The organism is Kocuria gwangalliensis (assembly GCF_039544365.1).
Classification (GTDB): Bacteria; Actinomycetota; Actinomycetes; order Actinomycetales; family Micrococcaceae; genus Kocuria; species Kocuria gwangalliensis.
The window spans coordinates 57636-77351 of record NZ_BAABLN010000033.1 but is presented as its reverse complement, the minus strand read 5'-3'; the positions used below and the strand labels follow the sequence as shown (position 1 = coordinate 77351).

At 67.1% G+C, this 19716-nt stretch carries 15 protein-coding genes; 11 read left to right on the top strand and 4 right to left on the bottom strand.

Annotated elements, in window-relative coordinates:
• The first annotated feature begins 11 nt into the window (after window positions 1–11).
• From carA to ABEA06_RS10595, 9 genes are all read left to right on the top strand, one after another.
• Window positions 12–1199, top strand: coding sequence for a glutamine-hydrolyzing carbamoyl-phosphate synthase small subunit (gene carA, locus ABEA06_RS10635; protein ID WP_345311472.1), 1188 nt, complete (start codon window positions 12–14; stop codon window positions 1197–1199).
• Entirely contained in the window at window positions 1199–4519 is a 3321-nt protein-coding gene (carB, locus tag ABEA06_RS10630) for a carbamoyl-phosphate synthase large subunit (RefSeq protein ID WP_345311471.1), read from the top strand. The genes carA and carB overlap by 1 nt, the downstream gene beginning before the upstream one ends.
• A complete protein-coding gene (gene pyrF, locus ABEA06_RS10625; protein ID WP_425559525.1) occupies window positions 4512–5540 on the top strand; it encodes an orotidine-5'-phosphate decarboxylase in 1029 nt (342 codons plus the stop codon). The genes carB and pyrF overlap by 8 nt, the downstream gene beginning before the upstream one ends.
• A gap of 171 nt (window positions 5541–5711) precedes the next feature.
• Entirely contained in the window at window positions 5712–6026 is a 315-nt protein-coding gene (mihF, locus tag ABEA06_RS10620; protein ID WP_303381558.1) for an integration host factor, actinobacterial type, read from the top strand.
• 151 nt (window positions 6027–6177) lie between these two features.
• A complete protein-coding gene (gmk, locus tag ABEA06_RS10615; RefSeq protein WP_303381559.1) occupies window positions 6178–6753 on the top strand; it encodes a guanylate kinase in 576 nt (191 codons plus the stop codon).
• 80 nt (window positions 6754–6833) lie between these two features.
• Window positions 6834–7277, top strand: coding sequence for a DNA-directed RNA polymerase subunit omega (gene rpoZ / locus ABEA06_RS10610; protein ID WP_303381560.1), 444 nt, complete (start codon window positions 6834–6836; stop codon window positions 7275–7277).
• A gap of 50 nt (window positions 7278–7327) precedes the next feature.
• A complete protein-coding gene (gene coaBC, locus ABEA06_RS10605; protein ID WP_345311528.1) occupies window positions 7328–8560 on the top strand; it encodes a bifunctional phosphopantothenoylcysteine decarboxylase/phosphopantothenate--cysteine ligase CoaBC in 1233 nt (410 codons plus the stop codon).
• Window positions 8561–8569: 9 nt separating this feature from the next.
• Complete coding sequence (metK, locus tag ABEA06_RS10600; protein WP_345311470.1) at window positions 8570–9775, top strand: methionine adenosyltransferase; 1206 nt, start codon at window positions 8570–8572, stop codon at window positions 9773–9775.
• Window positions 9772–11973, top strand: a complete 2202-nt coding sequence (locus tag ABEA06_RS10595; protein ID WP_345311469.1) for a primosomal protein N' — start codon at window positions 9772–9774, stop codon at window positions 11971–11973. The genes metK and ABEA06_RS10595 overlap by 4 nt, the downstream gene beginning before the upstream one ends.
• Here ABEA06_RS10595 and ABEA06_RS10590 read toward each other — a convergent pair.
• The 4 genes from ABEA06_RS10590 to ABEA06_RS10575 are packed head-to-tail and all read right to left on the bottom strand — an operon-like array spanning window position 11957 to window position 16022.
• On the bottom strand, window positions 11957–12421 hold the full coding sequence (locus tag ABEA06_RS10590) for an OsmC family protein (protein ID WP_345311468.1): 465 nt from the start codon (window positions 12419–12421) through the stop codon (window positions 11957–11959). The two genes, ABEA06_RS10595 and ABEA06_RS10590, sit on opposite strands and share 17 nt — an antisense overlap.
• Before the next feature lie 52 nt (window positions 12422–12473).
• Window positions 12474–13781: a M1 family metallopeptidase gene (locus ABEA06_RS10585; protein WP_345311467.1), complete on the bottom strand. Its 1308-nt coding sequence runs from the start codon at window positions 13779–13781 to the stop codon at window positions 12474–12476.
• Window positions 13782–13812: 31 nt separating this feature from the next.
• Window positions 13813–14913, bottom strand: a complete 1101-nt coding sequence (locus ABEA06_RS10580) for a glycosyltransferase family 4 protein (protein WP_345311466.1) — start codon at window positions 14911–14913, stop codon at window positions 13813–13815.
• Window positions 14910–16022 (bottom strand): alpha/beta fold hydrolase, encoded by a 1113-nt coding sequence (locus ABEA06_RS10575; protein ID WP_345311465.1) that lies wholly within the window; start codon window positions 16020–16022, stop codon window positions 14910–14912. The genes ABEA06_RS10580 and ABEA06_RS10575 overlap by 4 nt, the downstream gene beginning before the upstream one ends.
• Before the next feature lie 157 nt (window positions 16023–16179).
• On the opposite strand from ABEA06_RS10575, the gene leuS reads away from it, so the two are divergent.
• Window positions 16180–18690, top strand: coding sequence for a leucine--tRNA ligase (gene leuS / locus ABEA06_RS10570; RefSeq protein ID WP_303382637.1), 2511 nt, complete (start codon window positions 16180–16182; stop codon window positions 18688–18690).
• Window positions 18690–19670 (top strand): DegV family protein, encoded by a 981-nt coding sequence (locus tag ABEA06_RS10565; protein ID WP_303382638.1) that lies wholly within the window; start codon window positions 18690–18692, stop codon window positions 19668–19670. Before leuS ends, ABEA06_RS10565 begins: the two co-directional genes overlap by 1 nt.
• Window positions 19671–19716: the final 46 nt, after the last annotated feature.

Below are 19716 nucleotides of genomic sequence, written 5' to 3'. Positions count from 1 at the left end.
AGGAGTTCTTCGTGAGCTCACACCCCCTTCAACCGTCCGTCCTGGTCCTCGAGGACGGCCGCGTGTTCCACGGTCGTTCCTGGGGAGCCCCCGGCAACACCTTTGGTGAGGCCGTGTTCGCCACGGGAATGACCGGTTACCAGGAAACACTGACGGATCCCTCCTACGCGGGACAGATCGTCATCCAGACCGCCCCGCACATCGGTAACACCGGCGTCAATGACCAGGATGCCGAATCGCGCAAGATCTGGGTCAACGGCTTCGTGGTGCGCGATCCAGCGCGCAGGGCCTCCAACTGGCGCTCGGAACGCAGCCTGGACGACGAACTCACCGCCCAGAACATCGTGGGCCTGCAGGGCGTGGACACCCGCGCGCTGACTCGCCATTTGCGGGACAAGGGCGCCATGCGCGCGGGCATCTTCGCCGGGGACGACGCCGCCCGGCCCGTCTCCGAGCTCGTCCAGCTCGTCAAGGACCAACCCACCATGGAGGGCCGGAGCCTGGCCGAATCGGTCAGCATCGACGAGGCCTACGTGGTGGAACCGGCCGATCACGGCTGGGACGGGCCCGTGAAGCATGACCTGGCGGCCGTGGACCTGGGCATCAAGGGAATGACCCCCCAGCGCTTTGCCGAGCGCGGCGTGCGGGTCCACGTGGTGCCGGCGACCACCACGTTCGATGAGCTCAAGAAGCGCCACGTGGACGGGGTGTTCTTCTCCAACGGCCCCGGTGACCCCGCTACCGCGGACCACCAGGTGCAGCTGCTGCGAGAGGTCCTGGACGCCAAGATCCCGTTCTTCGGCATTTGTTTCGGTAATCAGCTGCTGGGCCGTGCGCTGGGTTTCGGCACGTACAAGCTGCCCTTCGGTCACCGCGGCATCAATCAACCGGTCATGGACCTGACCACCGGCAAGGTGGAGATCACCTCCCAGAACCACGGGTTCGCCGTGGACGCCCCGGTGGGGGAGACCGTCACCGCTCCCGAGTCCCGCTTCGGTTCCGTGGCGGTGTCCCACGTGGGACTCAATGACAACGTGGTGGAGGGCATTCGCTGCCTGGAGCTGCCGGCCTTCTCGGTGCAGTACCACCCCGAGGCCGCCGCTGGTCCGCATGACGCCGCCTACCTTTTCGACCGCTTTATCGACGTGATGGACCGGGCCGCACAGGGCACCGCAACTCAGGAAGCAGGACAGCACTAATGCCCCGTAGGCAAGATCTGAACAGTGTTCTCGTGATCGGCTCCGGCCCCATCGTGATCGGCCAGGCCGCCGAGTTCGACTACTCCGGCACCCAGGCGTTGCGCGTGCTCAAGGACGAGGGCATCCGGGTGATCCTCGTGAACTCCAACCCCGCGACCATCATGACGGACCCCGAGTTCGCTGATGCCACCTACGTGGAGCCCATCACCCCCGAGGTGGTCGAGAAGATCATCGAGAAGGAACGTCCCGACGCCGTCCTGCCCACCCTGGGTGGCCAGACCGCCTTGAACACGGCGCTGGCCCTGGACGCCAACGGCGTGCTGGACAAGTACGACGTCGAACTCATCGGCGCGGACGTCGAGGCCATCAACCTGGGCGAGGACCGCGAGGCGTTCAAGGGTGTGGTGCAACGCTGCGGCGCGGAATCCGCCCGCTCCGTGATCGTGCACTCGATGCCCGAAGCGCTGGCCGCCGCCGAAACCCTGGGGTACCCCATGGTGGTCCGCCCGTCTTTCACCATGGGCGGGCTGGGCTCGGGCATGGCCTACAACGAGACCGACCTGCACCGCATTGCCGGTGCGGGCATCCAGTACTCGCCCACCTCCGAGGTGCTGCTCGAGGAGTCCATCCTCGGGTGGAAGGAATACGAGCTGGAAATGATGCGCGACGCCAACGACAACGTGGTGGTCGTGTGCTCGATCGAGAACGTGGACCCCGTGGGCGTGCACACCGGTGACTCGATCACCGTTGCGCCCGCGCTGACCCTCACCGACGTGGAGTACCAGCGTATGCGTGACATCGCGATCGCTGTGATCCGCGAGGTGGGCGTCGACACCGGCGGCTGCAACATCCAGTTCGCCGTGGAGCCGGCCACCGGACGCATCGTGGTCATCGAGATGAACCCGCGCGTGTCCCGTTCCTCCGCGCTGGCCTCCAAGGCCACGGGCTTCCCGATCGCCAAGATCGCGACCAAACTGTCGCTGGGGTACACCCTGGACGAGATCCCCAACGACATCACGCAGAAGACCCCGGCGAGCTTCGAACCGACCCTGGACTACGTGGTGGTCAAGGTTCCGCGCTTCGCGTTCGAGAAGTTCCCGGCCGCCGATCCCACGCTGACCACCACCATGAAGTCGGTGGGTGAGGCCATGGCCATCGGCCGTAACTTCACCGAGGCGCTGCAGAAGGCGCTGCGGTCCCTGGAGCAGAAGGGCTCATCCTTCGACTTCACCAAGCCCGCGGTGGAGGCCGGGCCCAACACCGTGGCCCGCTTGGTGGAGCGCACCAAGGAAACCACCACGGAGCGGCTGCGCAACGTCCAGCGGGCCCTGCTGGCCGGTGCCACGCTCGAGCAGCTCTTCGACGCCACCGCGATCGACCCGTGGTTCCTGGACCAGCTGCAGCTGCTCAATGAAACCGCCGAGCTGATCCGCGAGGACCGCGACCTGCGCCCCGAAACGCTGCGCGAGGCCAAACGCCATGGCTTCTCGGACGCGCAGATCGGTGAATTGGTGCACCTGGACGAGTCCGTGGTGCGTGGTATCCGCCACGCCCTGGACATCCGCCCCGTGTTCAAGACCGTTGACACGTGCGCGGCCGAGTTCGAGGCCTTCACGCCCTACCACTACTCCAGCTACGACGACGAGAACGAGATCGCCCCGCACGCGTTGCCGTCGATCATGATTCTCGGTTCGGGCCCCAACCGGATCGGTCAGGGCATTGAATTCGACTACTCGTGCGTGCACGCCTCCATGGTGCTGCGTGCGGCCGGGTACGAGACCGTCATGGTCAACTGCAACCCGGAGACCGTCTCCACCGACTACGACGTTTCCACGCGCCTGTACTTCGAACCGCTCACGTTCGAGGACGTCATGGAGGTCGTTGAGGCGGAACGCCGCAGCGGTGGCCTGATGGGCGTGTTCGTGCAACTGGGTGGCCAGACCCCGCTGAAGCTGGCCGCGGACCTCAAGGCCGCCGGTGTGCCCATTCTGGGGACCACCCCGGAGGCCATCGACCTGGCCGAGGATCGTGGGGAGTTCGCCCGGGTGCTGCACCAGGCGGGCCTGCGTCAGCCCAAGAACGGCACGGCCTCCACCTTCGACGAGGCGAGCGTCATCGCCAACGACATCGGCTACCCCGTGCTCGTGCGCCCGTCCTACGTGCTCGGTGGCCGCGGGATGGAAATCGTCTACGACCAGGATTCGCTGCGCCGCTACCTCGAGAACGCGACGGAGGTCAGCGCCAACCGTCCCGCGCTGATCGACAAGTTCCTCGAGGACGCCATCGAGATCGACGTGGACGCGCTCTTCGACGGTAAGGAGGTGTACGTGGGCGGTGTGATGGAGCACATCGAGGAGGCAGGCATCCACTCCGGTGACTCCGCGTGTGTCCTCCCGCCGATCACGCTGGGCCCGGAGGTCGTCCAGCGCGTGCGCGAGGCCACCGCGGACATTGCCCGCGGTGTGGGTGTCAACGGGCTGATCAACATCCAGTTCGCCCTGGCCTCGAACATCCTGTACGTGATCGAGGCCAATCCGCGCGCCTCGCGCACGGTTCCGTTCGTGTCCAAAGCCACCGGTGTGCAGCTGGCCAAGGCCGCAGCGCTCATGGGCACGGGCCGTTCCATCGCCCAGTTGCGTGCCGAGCACGTGCTGCCGTCCACCTACGACGGCGCGGACCTTCCGGCGAACACACCGGTCGCCGTGAAGGAAGCCGTGCTGCCCTTTGCCCGCTTCCGCACCGCCGAAGGATCCGTGGTCGATTCGCTGCTGGGTCCCGAGATGCGCTCGACCGGCGAGGTCATGGGCATCGACAAGTACTTCGACACCGCGTTCGCCAAGGCGCAGGCGGCCGTGGGCGGTCCCCTGCCGACCTCGGGTCGCCTGTTCGTCTCGGTGGCCAACAAGGACAAGCGCTCGGCGGTGATTTACGTGAAGATGTTCTCCAACCTCGGTTTCGAGATCGTCTCCACGGGCGGCACCGCGGACGTGCTGCGACGCAACGGCATTGAATCCACCGTGGTCTCCAAGATCACGGACGCCCCCGAGGGCGAGGATTCGGTGGCTGACTGGATCACCGACGGCAAGATCGACCTGATCTTCAATACGCCCTCCGGTGGTCAGGAGGCCCGCAGCGACGGCTACCAGATCCGCGCGGCGGCCACCTCGATCGGCGTGCCGATCATGACCACGGTGTCCGAACTCGGGGCGGCGCTCCAGGCGATCACCGCCCAGCGGCAGTTCTCCTGGTCGGTCAACAGCCTGCAGGTCCACGAGAAGACCCTGCGCGACGCCGTCCTCGCCGGGCACACGCGTGGCTGAGCAGGGTACGCAGCGAGCGGGTGACGACGCCGCGGCGTCGTCACCCGCGGCGGGGGCACCGCAGCGTTCCGGCGTCACGCGCGAAGCCTTTGGTGCGCGACTGCGCCGGGCCATGGTCGAGCACGGGCCCCTGTGCGTGGGCATCGACCCCCACCCGGGGCTGCTGGACGCGTGGGGACTGCCCCACACCGTGGCGGGTCTGGAGAAATTCTCGCTCACCGTGGTCGAGGCGGCGGCCGGGCACGCGGCCACCCTGAAACCGCAGGTGGCCCTGTACGAAGCGTTCGGTTCTGCCGGGTTGGCGGTCCTGGAACGCGTGCTGCGCGACTGCCGGGAGGCCGGGGTCCTGACCATTGCGGACGCCAAGCGAGGCGATATCGGGTCAACGATGGCCGCTTATGCCACGGCGTGGCTGTCGGACGATTCGCCGTTGGCCGCCGATTCCGTGACCCTCAGCCCCTACCTGGGGTTCGAGTCGTTGCGTCCGGCCCTTGACCTGGCGAGGCAGACCGGACGTGGCACGTTCGTCCTGGCGCTGACCTCCAACCCCGAAGGTGCCAGTGTGCAGCACGTGGGTGGTGACGAATCAGTGGCGAAAACAATTCTCCGCGCGGTCCAAGAAGAAAACCGCCATGTCACCGCGGCGACGCGGGAAAACACTGAGACGGGCATCACTCAGAACACGGCGATAAATCCGCCCGGGACAAATTGTGACCGAATCGTTATAAACCGGATAAATGCTCCCCTGGGCTCGTGCGGGGTGGTTATCGGAGCCACCGTTTCTGCTGCCCTTTCCGACCTGCGCATTGACCTGCGCAATTTCAACGGACCCATCCTTTCTCCGGGATACGGTGCGCAGGGGGCTGACGCCAACGCCGTGGCGGGGGTGTTTGACCAAGTCAGCGGGAATGTTTTGGCTAATTCGTCCCGGGGGGTGCTACGTCACGGGCCGGACCTATCCGCTTTGCGTTCTGCAATCCAACGTTCCGGTGATGAACTTAACACCGCGCTTTACGGCTGAATCACTGCTCTGACAACGGAATTAACGCTATTAAAAACCCTGATCAGAGGGTATTCACGGTGTTTACGCCCTAATTAATGTCGGGTACTTTTCCGATAGCGGCTACCCCCCAGATCCGCTACTGCAAGCGTGTGGGAGCGCACGCAGAGCAACCAGAGGAGAGAGATCCACATGGCATTACGTCCCTTGACAGACGAAGAGCGAGCGCGAGCACGTGAAAAGGCAACGGCAGCGCGTACTGTGCGGGCGGAGGTGAAGAAGGCACTGCGCGAGGGCACCATGACCGTGGCCGAGGTTCTGCAACGCGGCGACAGCGACGAAGCCGTGAGCCGGCTGAAAGCCACGGACCTGCTCGAAGCCACCCCCGGAATCGGAAAGGTCCGATCGGCGGCCATCATGGACCAGATCGGCATCGCACGAACCCGACGGGTGCGTGGCCTGGGGCAGCACCAGCGGCGCGCCTTGATCGATTACCTTGACCGGTGAGTCGTGATCCACACCAACGGGGGCATCGGTGAGCGGCGGCACATGGACGTGACCGCGGCTGGTTGATCCCACCGATCGGCCCGTTGGTACAGTGGCGGAACAGGTTTTCACCTGTTTCGCCACTTTTTTGTCCCGGATTCCGGAGGTCACTGTGCCCAGAAAACCCACCGTCACCGTGTTGGCAGGACCCACGGCGGTCGGTAAGGGCACGGTGTCCACCTACATTCGCGATCACTACCCGCAGGTGTGGTTGTCGGTGTCGGCAACCACGCGGGCGCCCCGCCCGGGTGAAGTGGACGGCGTCCATTACTTCTTCGTCTCGGACGCCGAGTTCGACGCCATGGTGGCCGATCACGCCCTGTTGGAATGGGCCGTGGTGCACAACTCCCACCGCTACGGCACGCCCAAGCACAAGGTGGACGAGGCGCTGGCCCTGGGTCGGAGCGTGTTGTTGGAAATTGATTTGCAGGGAGCGCGTGAGATCAAACGAACGCTGCCGTCCGCCCAGTTCGTCTTTTTGGCCCCGCCCAGCTGGGATGAAATGGTGGCTCGGCTGGTCGGTCGCGGGACCGAAACCCCTGAGCAGCAGCAGCGGCGGCTGGAAACGGCTAAAGTGGAGCTTGCGGCGCAACCTGAATTCGATCACACGGTGATCAATGACAGCGTGGAACGCGCCGCCGCTGAACTTGTAGAGCTCATGGGGTTGCCCGCCCAGACGCGGGACTGACCGCTGAACACCACGCGCCCAGCCCACACGGCCAGGAGCCTACCCATAACCAAGAAGTCCATGACAGGAGTCATTCACTCGTGAGCACGAATTACGAAGGCATCGTCAACCCGCCCATCGACCGGTTGCTCGGCAAGACCGATTCCAAGTACGGGCTGGTCATCTTCGGTGCTCGCCGTGCCCGTCAGATCAATGCGTACTACTCGCAACTGCACGAGGGCCTGTTCGAGTACGTGGGTCCCCTCGTGGACACCCAGCTCAACGAGAAGCCGTTGTCCATCGCGTTCCGCGAGATCGACGAGGACCTGATCGAGACCACCGAGGTCGACCACGCGGGATTCTCCGCCAACGGTCAACTCGTGACCGAGGAAGCAGCGTCCGCGGATGTCTTCGGCAGTGACTTCTTCGCTCCCAGCACCGATGACGCCTCCGCTCCCATGTTCTCGGACAGCGCCGAGGTGGCCCCGGACGAGGTCGTCGAGGTCGAGGAAACCACCCAGACCGAGGAATCCACCGAGCAGTGACGGTGCCAGACGCCACGGGTGCCCCCGTTCGTTCCCGGTCCGCCGCGCCGTTGCGCGTGGTGTTGGGAGTGGGCGGGGGCATTGCCGCATACAAGGCGGCATTGCTCACGCGGTTGTTCACGGAGGCCGGTCACCGGGTGGTGCCCATGCCCACCGCGGCGGCGTTGGAGTTCGTGGGTGCGCCCACCTGGGAAGCACTCACCGGCGAAGTCGTCTCCACGTCCGTGTTCGATCGTGTGGACACCGTCAATCACGTCTCTCAGGGCCAGCATGCCGATCTCGTGGTCGTGGCACCGGCCACGGCGGATCTGATGGCCAAGATTGCCCACGGTCACGCGGACGACCTGCTGACCACCACGATTCTTGCCTCTCGTGCACCGGTCGTGCTCGCGCCGGCGATGCACACGGAAATGTGGTTCAACCCCGCCACCCAGCGCAACGTCGCGCTGTTACGCGAGCACGGCCACACGGTGATCGACCCGGACTCGGGCCGGCTCACGGGCCAGGACAGCGGCCCCGGTCGGCTTCCCGAACCCCGGGCCATTTACGACGCCGCTCTGGCCGTCCACGCCCACGGTGCGGCGGCGTCGTCGGGCCCGCTGGCCGGGCGACGGGTCCTGATCACCGCGGGAGGAACCCGCGAAGCCCTGGACCCCGTACGCTTCCTGGGCAATCGTTCCTCCGGTAAGCAGGGGATCGCCCTGGCCGAGGCCGCCCGGGACGCCGGTGCCACCGTCCACCTGATTGTCGGACACGTGGAGACCGAGCTGCCCCGTGGTGTCGAGATCTCGAGTATCTCCTCCGCCGTGGAGCTGCACGAGGCTACCCGCGCCGCGGCGGAGAACGCGGACGTGGTGATCATGGCCGCCGCCGTTGCGGACTACCGCCCGGTGTCGGTCGGTGAGCACAAAATGAAGAAGTCCGAGGACGGCACCAACCCGGTCGTCGAACTCACCCGCACCCCGGACATCCTGCGCGGTGTGGTGGATGATCGCAACGAGCACGCCCGGGACCAACTCATTGTCGGGTTCGCCGCGGAAACCGGCGACGGCGAGCACTCCGTGCTGGATTTCGGCCGCGCCAAACTCCACCGCAAGGGCTGTGACCTGCTGGTCGTCAACCAGGTGGGCACCTCCACGGTCTTCGGCCAGGACACCACGGAGGTCACGGTACTGTCCGCGCGGGGGGCCGAGGACGCCCACGCGTCCGGTTCCAAGGCGGAGGTGGCGCAATTCATCATGGCCCGCGTGGGAGTCGAACTGGGAGCCCGATCGGACGGGTAGTCTTGAACGGTGACCGAATCTAGCCCCCACCTGAGAATCTTCACCTCCGAATCCGTGACGGAGGGACACCCGGACAAAATCTGTGACCAGATCTCGGATTCCATCCTGGACGCCCTGCTCACCGAGGACCCCGAGTCCTCCGTGGCGGTGGAGACCATGGTGACCACCGGTCTGGTGCACGTCGCCGGTGAAGTCAAGACCAAGGCCTACGTGGAGATCCCGCACATCGTGCGCAAATGCCTGCTGGACATCGGGTACAACTCCTCCGTGCACGGCTTCGACGGTGAATTCTGCGGCGTGTCCATCAGCGTGGGGGAGCAGTCCAGCGAAATCCACGAGGGCGTGTACAACTCCCTGGAGAGCCGCTCCGGTGTGGCCAAGGATCCGCGTGACATCCAGGGCGCGGGGGACCAGGGCCTGATGTTTGGCTACGCCTCGGACGAGACCGAGGTGCTCATGCCGGCGCCCATTTCCATTGCGCATCGACTGTCCGAGCAGCTCACGCGCGTGCGCAAGACCGCGGTGCTCCCGAATCTCCGTCCGGACGGTAAGACGCAGGTGACCCTCGGCTACGACGGCCACACGCCCGTGTCCGTGGAGACCGTGGTCGTGTCCTCGCAGCACGCCGAGGGCTATGACCTGCAACAGCTGGCCACGGACCTTTCCCAGTCCGTGATCGATCCGGTGCTCGCGGATTCGGGCCTGGACCTGTCCCGCACCGAGATCATTGTGAATCCGGCGGGTAATTTCGTCCGAGGTGGGCCCGTGGGCGATGCCGGGTTGACCGGCCGCAAAATCATTGTGGACACCTACGGGGGCATGGCCCGCCACGGCGGCGGCGCGTTCTCCGGGAAGGACCCGTCCAAGGTGGACCGTTCGGCGGCCTACGCTATGCGCTGGGTGGCCAAGAACGTGGTCGCGGCGGGCCTGGCCCGCCGGGCGGAGGTGCAGGTCGCGTACGCCATTGGCCAGGCGCGGCCGGTGGGTCTCTACGTGGAGACCTTCGGTACGGAGACCGTGGACCCGCAGCGCATCGAGAAGGCCATTCTGGAGGTCTTTGACCTGCGTCCCTTGGCCATTATTGAAGACCTGGACCTCAAGCGCCCCATTTACGCCAAGACGGCGGCGCACGGTCACTTCGGCCGCACGGACCCCGACTTCACCTGGGAGCGCACCGACCGCGTCGAAGCGTTGCGTTCTGCAGCGGGACTGTGAGTGAGGGGTCTGGGTCGGGAGCGGCACCCCACCCGGACGCTGCCCCGGAGCAACTGTCCCTCGCGGGATTGCCCGCACCGGCTGCGGCGCCCCAGCAACCCGAGGTCCCCGTGGGTTCCGAGGGACCGGCCCCGGAGAACCCCATTGCCAAGATCCTGCTGGACGCCTACGTCCCGCATCTGGACCGACTGTTCGACTACCGGGTGACGGCCGGCCTCGACCAGCACGCGGTGGTGGGCGCGAAGGTCTCCGTGGTCTTCTCCGGTCGGCTCATGACCGGGTGGATCGTGGACCGCGTTGCCCACTCGGAGGTCGCCGGGCGCCTGGTGAGTATCCGCAAGATCCTCAGTCCGCTGCCCGTGCTCCAGCCGGCCATTGTGGAGCTGGCGCAGGCCGTGGCCGCCCGGTCCGCCGGAACCGTGTCGGATGTGCTGCGCGTGGCGGTGCCGCCGCGGGTGGCCAGGGTGGACAAGGAAATGCTCGCACGCCTGAAGGCGGCCGCCGCGGCGGACACCGAGGCGGAACCACCCGATTCAGCGACGTCGGACGACGAGCCCGCTCCCGCGCCGGTGTCCGTGCCGCGCGGGCCGTGGCGCCACTACCACGGCGGCCCCGAGTGGCTGACCGCGGCCACGGAGGGTGCCCCCGCCCGCGCGGTGGTCGAGGTGCTCCCGGCCCCGGAGGACCACGACTGGGCGCAACTGACGGCCTCCGCCATGGCGGCCACCTACGAGGCCGGGCACGGTGCGTTGGCCGTGGTCCCCGATTACAAATCCCTCGAACGCCTGGCCGCGGCCCTCGAATCCCTGGTGGGCTGCGAGCGGGTGGTGCGTCTGCACGCGGACGACGGCCCCACGCCGCGCTACCGCGGGTACATGGAGCTTTCGCTGGGCCGTAAGCGCCTGGCGATCGGCACCCGCTCGGCCGCGTACGCGCCCGTACGGGACCTGCGCCTCGTGTGCTGCCACGACGACGGCGACGCGAGTTACGTGGAGCAACGCGCCCCGTATCAGCACACGCGCGACGTGGTGTTGTTGCGCGCTCAGCAGCAGGACACGGCCGCCCTCTTCACCGGTTACAGCGTGAGCCCGGAGGCCCAACGGCTCATCTCGACCGGTTGGGCGGCGCACCTGCGCCCCGAACGGGCCACCCTCCGGACGTACTCACCGCGGGTGGAAGCGACGTCGGACTCGTTCCATGTGTCCCGCGACCCCATGGCCGCCAGGGCACGGTTACCGCACGAGGCGTACCGGGTCGCCCAGCGGGCCCTGGCGGAGGGGCCGGTGCTCGTCCAGGTCGCCCGGCGGGGCTATGCGCCGTTCGTGGCGTGTGAACGGTGCCGCGCGCCGGCGCGGTGCCGCGGCTGCGGGGGATCCCTGTCACTGCGGTCGGGGCGCGAAGCCCCCGTGTGCACGTGGTGCGGTCGTAACGCCCATGGCTGGCAATGCCAGGAATGTGGTTTCCAACGATTGCGGTTGAGCAAAGTGGGGGCGCTGCGCACCGCGGAGGAACTGGGCCGTGCTTTCCCGCAGGTGCCGGTGATTTCATCGAGTGCCGAACACGTCCGAGCGGATGTGGGCTCCGATCCCGCGCTGGTGGTGGCCACCCCCGGGGCGGAACCGGTGGCCGAGGGCGGCTACGCCGCGGCGTTGCTGTTGGACGGCAACGAGATGCTGGCCCGCCCGTGGCTGCGCGCGGAGGAACAAACCCTGCGTCGCTGGTTCAACGCGGCGGCGCTCGTTCGGTCCTCGACCCAGGGTGGGACCGTGGTGGTGACCGCGGACCATGACCAGGCGGTCGGTGCGCTGGTGCGCTGGGACCCCTCGGGTCATGCCTACCGGCAATTGCAGGAGCGCCACGAGCTGGGCCTTCCCCCCGCGGTGCGCACCGCCGCCCTCACCGGCCCGCGTGACGCCCTCACCGCGACCCTCCGCGACCTGGACCTACCCTCCCAGGTGAACGTGGTGGGTCCCGCGCCCTTGAAGGACCACGTGGGCGGCTGGTCCGACGAGGGCGACCCGGGAACCCTCGCGGGTCTCGCGACCGAGGACGAACCCCAGTACCGGGCACTGTTGTTCTTCGGTTTCGGGATCGCCCCGCAGGTCACCGCCGCATTACGGGCGGAGAAGGCCCGCGCCTCCGCACTGCGGGAACATGCCGTGGTGAACGTGCGCTGCGACATCACCGATTTGTTGTAGCCGGGCCCCCGCCCACCCGGACCTCGGTCTCGAACTCGACCGGGGTTGCGTGTTCCACCGTGCGTGAGACGGTGCAGTACTTGTCGAGGGAGAGCCTCACCAACCGGTCGACCAACCCGGCGGCCTTGCGCCCGCCCTCGTCATCGGGGAAGGCCAGGTGGAACGAGAGGTTCACGTCCGCCAAGCGACTTCCACCACTGTCCTCCGTGATCTTGCGGCCGCTTGCCCCGATCCGGAACCCGGTGGGCTCGGTACTGCGAGAGGTCACGGTGTCCACGTCAATGGCGGAGCAGCCCGCAATGGCGGCCAACAGCAGTTCCACCGGTGACAGCAGTCCCTCTCCGCGCCCGAAGGCGACCTCCGCGCCGTCCGCATTGCGGGCAACGTAACGGTTGGTGGCGGTGCGCAACAGCTCGACGGAGTGCGTGGGGTTCTGGTGTTCGCTCATGGGCCCATGATCTCACCCGGTGCTGGGCGCCCGATAGGGAGGGCTGAGACCCTTAGGGAAGCGCCGGCAGTTTCTTCTCGAACAACCAGTCGTGCAGCACCGGCTCCACGGGCCCCCCGCTGACCTCGGAAGCCAGGGCCAAGAACTGGGCCGTCGTCACGTTCCCGCATCGGTTCTGGGCGGTCCACCGCTGCACAATCGTGAAGAACGCCCGCTCACCCACGTGCATCCTCAGCGCATGCAGGGTCAGGGCACCGCGCACGTAGACACGGTCGTCGAACATTTTCTTGGGCCCGGGGTCTGCGATCACCACTTTCTGCTTGGAATCGGCCAGCTCCGCATGCGCCTCAACGGCTTGGTCGTGGGCCGAGCGGCGACCGGAGACCTCGGACCACACCCACTCGGCGTAGTGGGCGAATCCTTCATTGAGCCAGATGTTCGACCAGGACGCCGGCGTCACCGAGTTACCGAACCACTGGTGCGCCAACTCATGGGCGATCAGACGTTCGGACTCCCACGATTCGGTCAGGTGATTGCACCCGAAAATCGACAGCGGCTGCGATTCGAGGGGGATCTCCAGCTCGTCATCGGTGACAACCACCCCGTAGGACCCGAACGGGTACGCCCCGAAGTGCTGCTCGAACGCGGCCATCATGGCGTGCTGTTTGGCCAGCACCCGCTGCGCCTGCGACCACAGGTGCTCGCCGCAGGCCAACGTCAACGGAACCCGGGAGGGGCGATAGGGCCCGGAATCAACCGGGCCCCGCCGGTACTGACCCATCTGCATGGTGGCCAGGTACGTCGCCACCGGCTCGCGAGACTCCCAGGTCCACTCCGTGCGCGCTCCCTGGGGGTCCACCGACACCAGGTCGCCGTTGGAGATCGCGGTGTAGTCGGAGTCCACCAGGACTCGCACCCGGAAGGTGGCCTTCTGGCTCGGGTGATCATTGCACGGGAACCACGTGGCCGCCCCCACCGGCTGCCCGGCCACCAGAACGCCGTCCGAGAGTTCCTCCCACCCGATCTCGCCCCACGCCCCGGAGGCCGGAGACGGAGTTCCCGCGTAGTGGATCTCCAGCGTGAGCGACTCGCCCGCGACGAACCCGTCCCCGGCGTGCACCACCAGCTTGGACTTGGCCTGTTCGAAGGAGACCGAGCGGCCATTGACCAGGACGCGATCCACCGTGAGCCCCGCAAGATCCAGGGACAACGCGGAACAGCTCTCGAGCACCCGGGCTTCCAGCACGGCCCGCGCTCGCAGGGTGTTCGGCTCGATGTCGTAGTCGAGGGACAGGTCGTAGTGGCCCACGTGCACCGCGGAGCTACCCGAATGCGGGGTGTAAGAATCCAGTTGAGTCATGATGGTCCTTCCGGGGCACCACGTGCCCGGGTCAGCTGCGTTGCTGCAGCTCGGTCGCGAGATGTAGGAGCCGCCGCGCGGAGTCCCCCCACGTGTGGGCGCGTACCCGCTCCAAACCCGCCACAACCCGCGACTGCGCAAGCTGAGGATCGGTGAGCTCGCGCACCCGCGCGGCGAATGCGGCGTCGTCGTCGGCGGGTGCGTACCCTGCGGCGTCGCCGGCCACCTCGCGAAAAATCGGTGTTTCCGAACAGACTACGGGAGCCCCGGCCGCGAAGGCTTCAATGAGCGGTAGCCCGTAACCCTCGGCGCGCGAGGCTGTCAGGAGCGCGGCGCACGAGGACAGCAGATCTTGGTACTCGGCCTCCGTGACCCCGCGGTGGAAGACCACGTTGTCGGCGGTACCGGCCGACGCGCGCAGTTGCGCCTCGCGCGCCGGGGAGATCCGGGAGAGCACGTGCAGCGTGTACTCGGGCAGACGCGCGGCCGCTCGCAGCAGGGTCTCAACATTTTTGTACGGCAGGAACGAGCCCATGTAGAGCAGGTCCTTCCCGCGCGTGGCGAGCCGGGCGAGCGCCTCGGTGTCGGGCACCGCCGCCGACGACGCCGCATTGGGCACCACGCGCACCTCCCGTTTGGTCAGGCGGTGGGCCAGGATCTGCTCCCGAGAGGTCTCGGAGACGGTGACCACGGCATCCGCGCGATTGAGCGCGACCCGCTGCGGCCACCAGGCCTTGTGGTAGGCCCGCCACCCCCACTGGATGGGCAGTGGCAGGTCCGAGGGCGGCCGGGGGTGCTCGTAATAAATGAGGTCGTGGAGGGTGAGGATCAGTTTGTGCCGCCGGCCCCATGAACCCATGGTCTGCATGGGGGAGAAGACCACGTCCGGGCGGTACCGGTTGAGTTCCAGGGAGGTGAGCGCCTCGGCGGGGGACGTGACCGCCGGGCCCGTGAGGTGGGGCAACCGAGGGACGTGCTCCAGCTGGGCGGGGTCGCTGATCAGCGCGGCCAACCGGACCCTGGGCTCATCACGGGTCAGCTCGGCGAGCGCGCGCAGGAGTTCGGCGCTGTAGCGGCTGATGCCGTCGTGGTGATCGGTGCGGATGTAGCGGGCGTCGAACAGGAATTTCACGGGCGATCCTCACCGGCGCGGTCGTCGTTGCGGCCGCGGCGCTCGCGGAGGGGCTGGTGCGCGGCGTGTTCGCGGGCCAGCTGGTCCTGGCGGATGATCGGCGTCATGCCGGTGAGCTGGTCGGGTGTGGATTCGGTGGTGTCGGCCAGCGGTAACTCGTCGTGGGCGTCCATGGGTTCGGGTGCCGGGGCGCTGAGGAAGTCGTCGATGTACTCGGCCGCCAGGGCCGGGGCTTCGTAGTGGATCAGGTGACCGGTGTCCGCGATGATTTCCAAGCGGTGGCTGCGGATCCACGAGGCCATGGTTCGTTGGGATTCCACGGACCCCAGGTCGTCCTCCGCGCCCACGATCAGCAGGGTGGGCATGCTCAGTTGCATGGCCACCTCGGCCACGGTCCCGGAGATGGAGGACTGGTAGGCCTGGTGGAGCACATCCCGATTCGCAAACGTCGAGAAATAGGACTCGTGCTGCCGTAACGCGTACTTCTTGACCTCGGGGTCCTTGGACTTGACCATCACGTCCGTCATGAGTTTCACCACGGACCGGGATGAGAGGATCTTGGCTCCCAGTGCGTGGGGCAGTGCTTTACCCACGCCGTAGTAGAGCTCCGTGAGCCGCGTGAGTTTCTTGTGCTGGCCGGCCAGCGCGGGTTCGGAGATGGGGTTGATGAGCACCAGCCGGCGCACCATGGAGGGGAAATCCACCGCGAAGTGCGCGGCAATGATCGATCCGAAGGAATGACCCGCCACGATGATTCCGTTGTCGCCGTCCGGGGACACGGCGCCGTCGGTCAGTGCGGTGATGAACTGCTGGGCGAACTCCACGTAGGAGGGGATCGAGTGTTCCCGGTCCGGAAAGGGTTCGGAGCGGCCGAAGCCCGGCAGGTCCGGAACCACCACGTGGTACTTCTCACGTAGTTCGGTGGCGATCAGTTGCAAACCGTGGTGATCCCCGCGGAAGCCGTGCAACATGACGATCAGGGGTTTACGTTTCTTGTCCGCGTCGTAGAACCAGTATCTGACCTTGTATCCGTCCAGTTGAACGCTGCGGCGTTCGGCGTACGGATTGTCCACGGTGACCTCCAAGTCATGGGCTAGCGGCGGGTCCATGGTAACCGTCCGGTCCGGGAGCACGCTGCGGTTGCGGCGCTGGTCTAAACTGGCGGGAGATCCCCATGTCATGCCGCGTGGATTCACCATGCCAGCGCCAGGTGCCGGCAGCTACGGTGGGCGGATGACCCCATGAAGTGATGTGAAGGCGAGGCCCGTGAGCGCGCAGAACACCCCGGAGACGGGAACCGAGTACAACGTCCAGCGGATCGAGGCCGCCTGGCCCCAGTTCTGGGACGACCAGGAGGTGTACAAGCCCCTCGACGACGGTTCCAAACCCCGGCGCTACGTGCTGGACATGTTCCCCTACCCCTCCGGTGACCTGCACATGGGTCACGCGGAGGCGTTCGCCATGGGTGATGTGGTGGCCCGTTACTGGAAGCACCGCGGCTTCGACGTGATGCACCCCATTGGTTGGGACTCCTTCGGCCTCCCCGCGGAGAACGCTGCGATCAAGCGCAACACCCACCCGGCGGAGTGGACCTACCGCAACATCGACACGCAGAAGAAGTCGTTCCAGCGCTACGCGATCAGCGCGGACTGGACGCGGGAGATCCACACCTCGGACCCCGAGTACTACCGCTGGACCCAGTGGCTGTTCCTGCAGTTCTACACGCACAACCTGGCCTACCGGAAGGACTCACCGGTCAATTGGTGCCCCACGGACCAGACCGTGCTGGCCAATGAGCAGGTGGTCAACGGGTTGTGCGAACGCTGCCACACCCCGGTGACCAAGAAGTCGCTGAACCAGTGGTACTTCAAGATCACCGACTACGCGGACCGGCTCCTGGACGACATGAAGGAGTTGGAGGGTCACTGGCCCGAGCGCGTGCTGGCCATGCAGCGCAACTGGATCGGTCGTTCCGAGGGCGCGCACGTGAACTTCGTGATCGAGGGCGCCCCCGCCGAGGGCGCGGACGCCTCCGACACCTCCGGGCGCACCGTCACGGTGTTCACCACCCGCCCCGACACCCTCTACGGCGCCACGTTCTGCGTGGTGGCCGCGGACGCCCCGATCGCCGCCGAGATCGTTGACGACGAGCACCGTGGTGCCCTGGAGGAGTACCGGGAGAACATCAAGGCGCTCTCGGACATCGACCGGCAAGCCACCGACCGCACCAAGACCGGTGTGTTCCTGGGCCGGTACGCGCTCAACCCGCTCAACGGCGAGAAGCTGCCCGTGTGGGCGGCGGACTATGTGCTGGCCGACTACGGTACCGGTGTGATCATGGCCGTGCCCGCCCACGATCAGCGAGACCTGGATTTCGCCCGTGAATTCGACCTGCCCGTGCGCGCGGTGGTGGACACCGGCGAAGAGGACCCCGCGGTGTCCGGCGTCGCGACCACCGGTGACGGTCAACTGGTGAACTCCGGCCCACTGGACGGCCTACCCAAGGCTGAGGCCATTACCCGGGCCATCGACATGGTGCGCGAGGCGGGTACCGGCGAGCGCCACATCAATTACCGCCTGCGCGACTGGTTGCTGTCCCGCCAGCGGTTCTGGGGTGCTCCCATCCCCATCATTCACTGCCAGGCCTGCGGCGAGGTGCCGGTGCCCGAGGACCAGCTGCCCGTGACGCTGCCCGAGAACCTGCGCGGTGAGGAACTCTCGCCCAAGGGACAGTCCCCGCTCGCGGCGGCGTCGGACTGGGTGAACGTGACGTGCCCCGAGTGCGGTGGGCCCGCCACGCGCGACACCGACACCATGGACACGTTCGTGGATTCGTCCTGGTACTACCTGCGGTTCGCCTCACCCACCACCGAGAACGCCCCGTTCGATCGCGACGAGGTGGACCGCTGGCTGCCCGTGGACCAATACGTGGGCGGTGTGGAGCACGCGATTCTGCACCTGCTCTACAGCCGGTTCTTCACCAAGGCGCTCTACGACTTCGGCCTGATCGGTTTCCAGGAACCGTTCAAGGCGCTGCTCAACCAGGGCCAGGTGCTCAACGGCGGCAAGGCGATGTCCAAGTCACTGGGCAACGGCGTGGACCTGGGCGAGCAGCTGGACGCGTTCGGCGTGGACGCGGTGCGCCTGACCATGGTGTTCGCCTCCCCGCCCGAGGACGACGTGGACTGGGCGGATGTCTCCCCGCAGGGTTCGCAGAAGTTCCTGGCTCGCGCCTGGCGTTTGGCGCAGGACAGCACCGCCGGCCCGGACGCGGATGCCGCCGCCGGTGACACGGCGCTGCGCAGCGTGACCCACCGAATCATTGCGGACGCCACGCAGCTGCTGGATTCCGGGAAGTTCAACGTGGTGATCGCCCGGACCATGGAGCTGGTCAACGCGGTGCGCAAGGCCATCGACAGCGGGCCCGGTGCCGGTGATCCCGCCGTGCGCGAGGCCGTGGAAGCCGTGGCCATCCTGCTGTCCCTGGTGGCCCCCTACACGGCCGAGGACATGTGGCACGCCCTGGGCCACGAGGATTCCGTGGTGCTCGCCCCGTGGCCCGAGGTGGACCAGGCCCTGCTCGTGGACGACACGGTCACCGCCGTGGTCCAGATCAAGGGCAAGGTCCGCGACCGCCTGGAGGTCGCCGCGGACATCACCGACGCGGACCTCGAGGCCGCGGCGCTCGCCTCCGAGACCGTGCGGCGCCACATCGGCGACGCCACGGTCCGCAAGGTCATTGTGCGCGCGCCCAAGCTTGTGAATATCGTGGTGTGATGAGCCCAGAGTCCGAACGGCGCCCGTCACCCGGTGTCACGCCGGGGGACGGGCGCTGTCCCGTTCCCGGCGCGAGAGTCGCGGTGGTCACCGACAACGCCGCCGCACTTCCTCCCGCGTGGCAGGCCGAGTTCGAGGCCTCCGGGGTGTTCGCGAGCGTGGAGATGCCCGTGTTGATCGGCGGGCAGCTCTACACGGAGGATGAGTCGGACATGCTCTCGTCCCTGGTGATCGCGCTGGCGGAAGGGCGGCCCGTGACCACGTCGCGGCCGGCCCCGGGGCAGCTGCGCACCATTTACGAGGCCTTCCGGGCCGCGGGTTTCGAGGCCATTGTTTCCGTCCACCTGTCCGCGGAACTCTCCGGCACCCTGGGCGCGGCGCGGATCGCGCGCCAGGACATCGACATTCCCGTCCGCCTGGTGGATACCCGCAGCGCCGGGCTGGGGCAGGGCCTGGGGGTGCGCGCGGCGGTCCGGGCGGCGTTGGCGGGGCGGGGGATCGACGACGTCGCCGCGGCCGCCTCCGCCGCCTCGGCCGATGCTCAGGTGCTGATCCAGGTCAACTCCCTGGAGACCCTGCGCCGGGGTGGGCGGATCAACCCGACGTCCGCAATGCTCGGGACCATGCTGCAGATCAAACCGCTGCTGTCCTTGCACGAGGGCAAGATCGTGACCGTGGAACGGCCGGTGTCGCAGCTCAAGGCGCGGGGCCGGTTCATGACACTCGCGGGTGAGGCGCTCTCGCATGCCGAGGTGCAGGCCCCGGTGCTGGGTATCCATCACGTCTCCGATCCGCACGGGGCTCGTGAGATCGGGGAGACGCTGCTGGACCGGTACCGCCCCGATGCGCAGCTGGTGGTGTGTGAACTTCCCGCGGTGCTGAGTGCGCACGTTGGATTGGGGACCAAGGCCGCGATCGTGGAGGGCCCCACTGGCCGGCCCATTGCGCACGGTCATCGGGCTGCACCGGTGGAGCCCTGAGGCCCTGTCCGGCTCCGTGATCCCCAGGCCGTGACCCGAGGCTTCA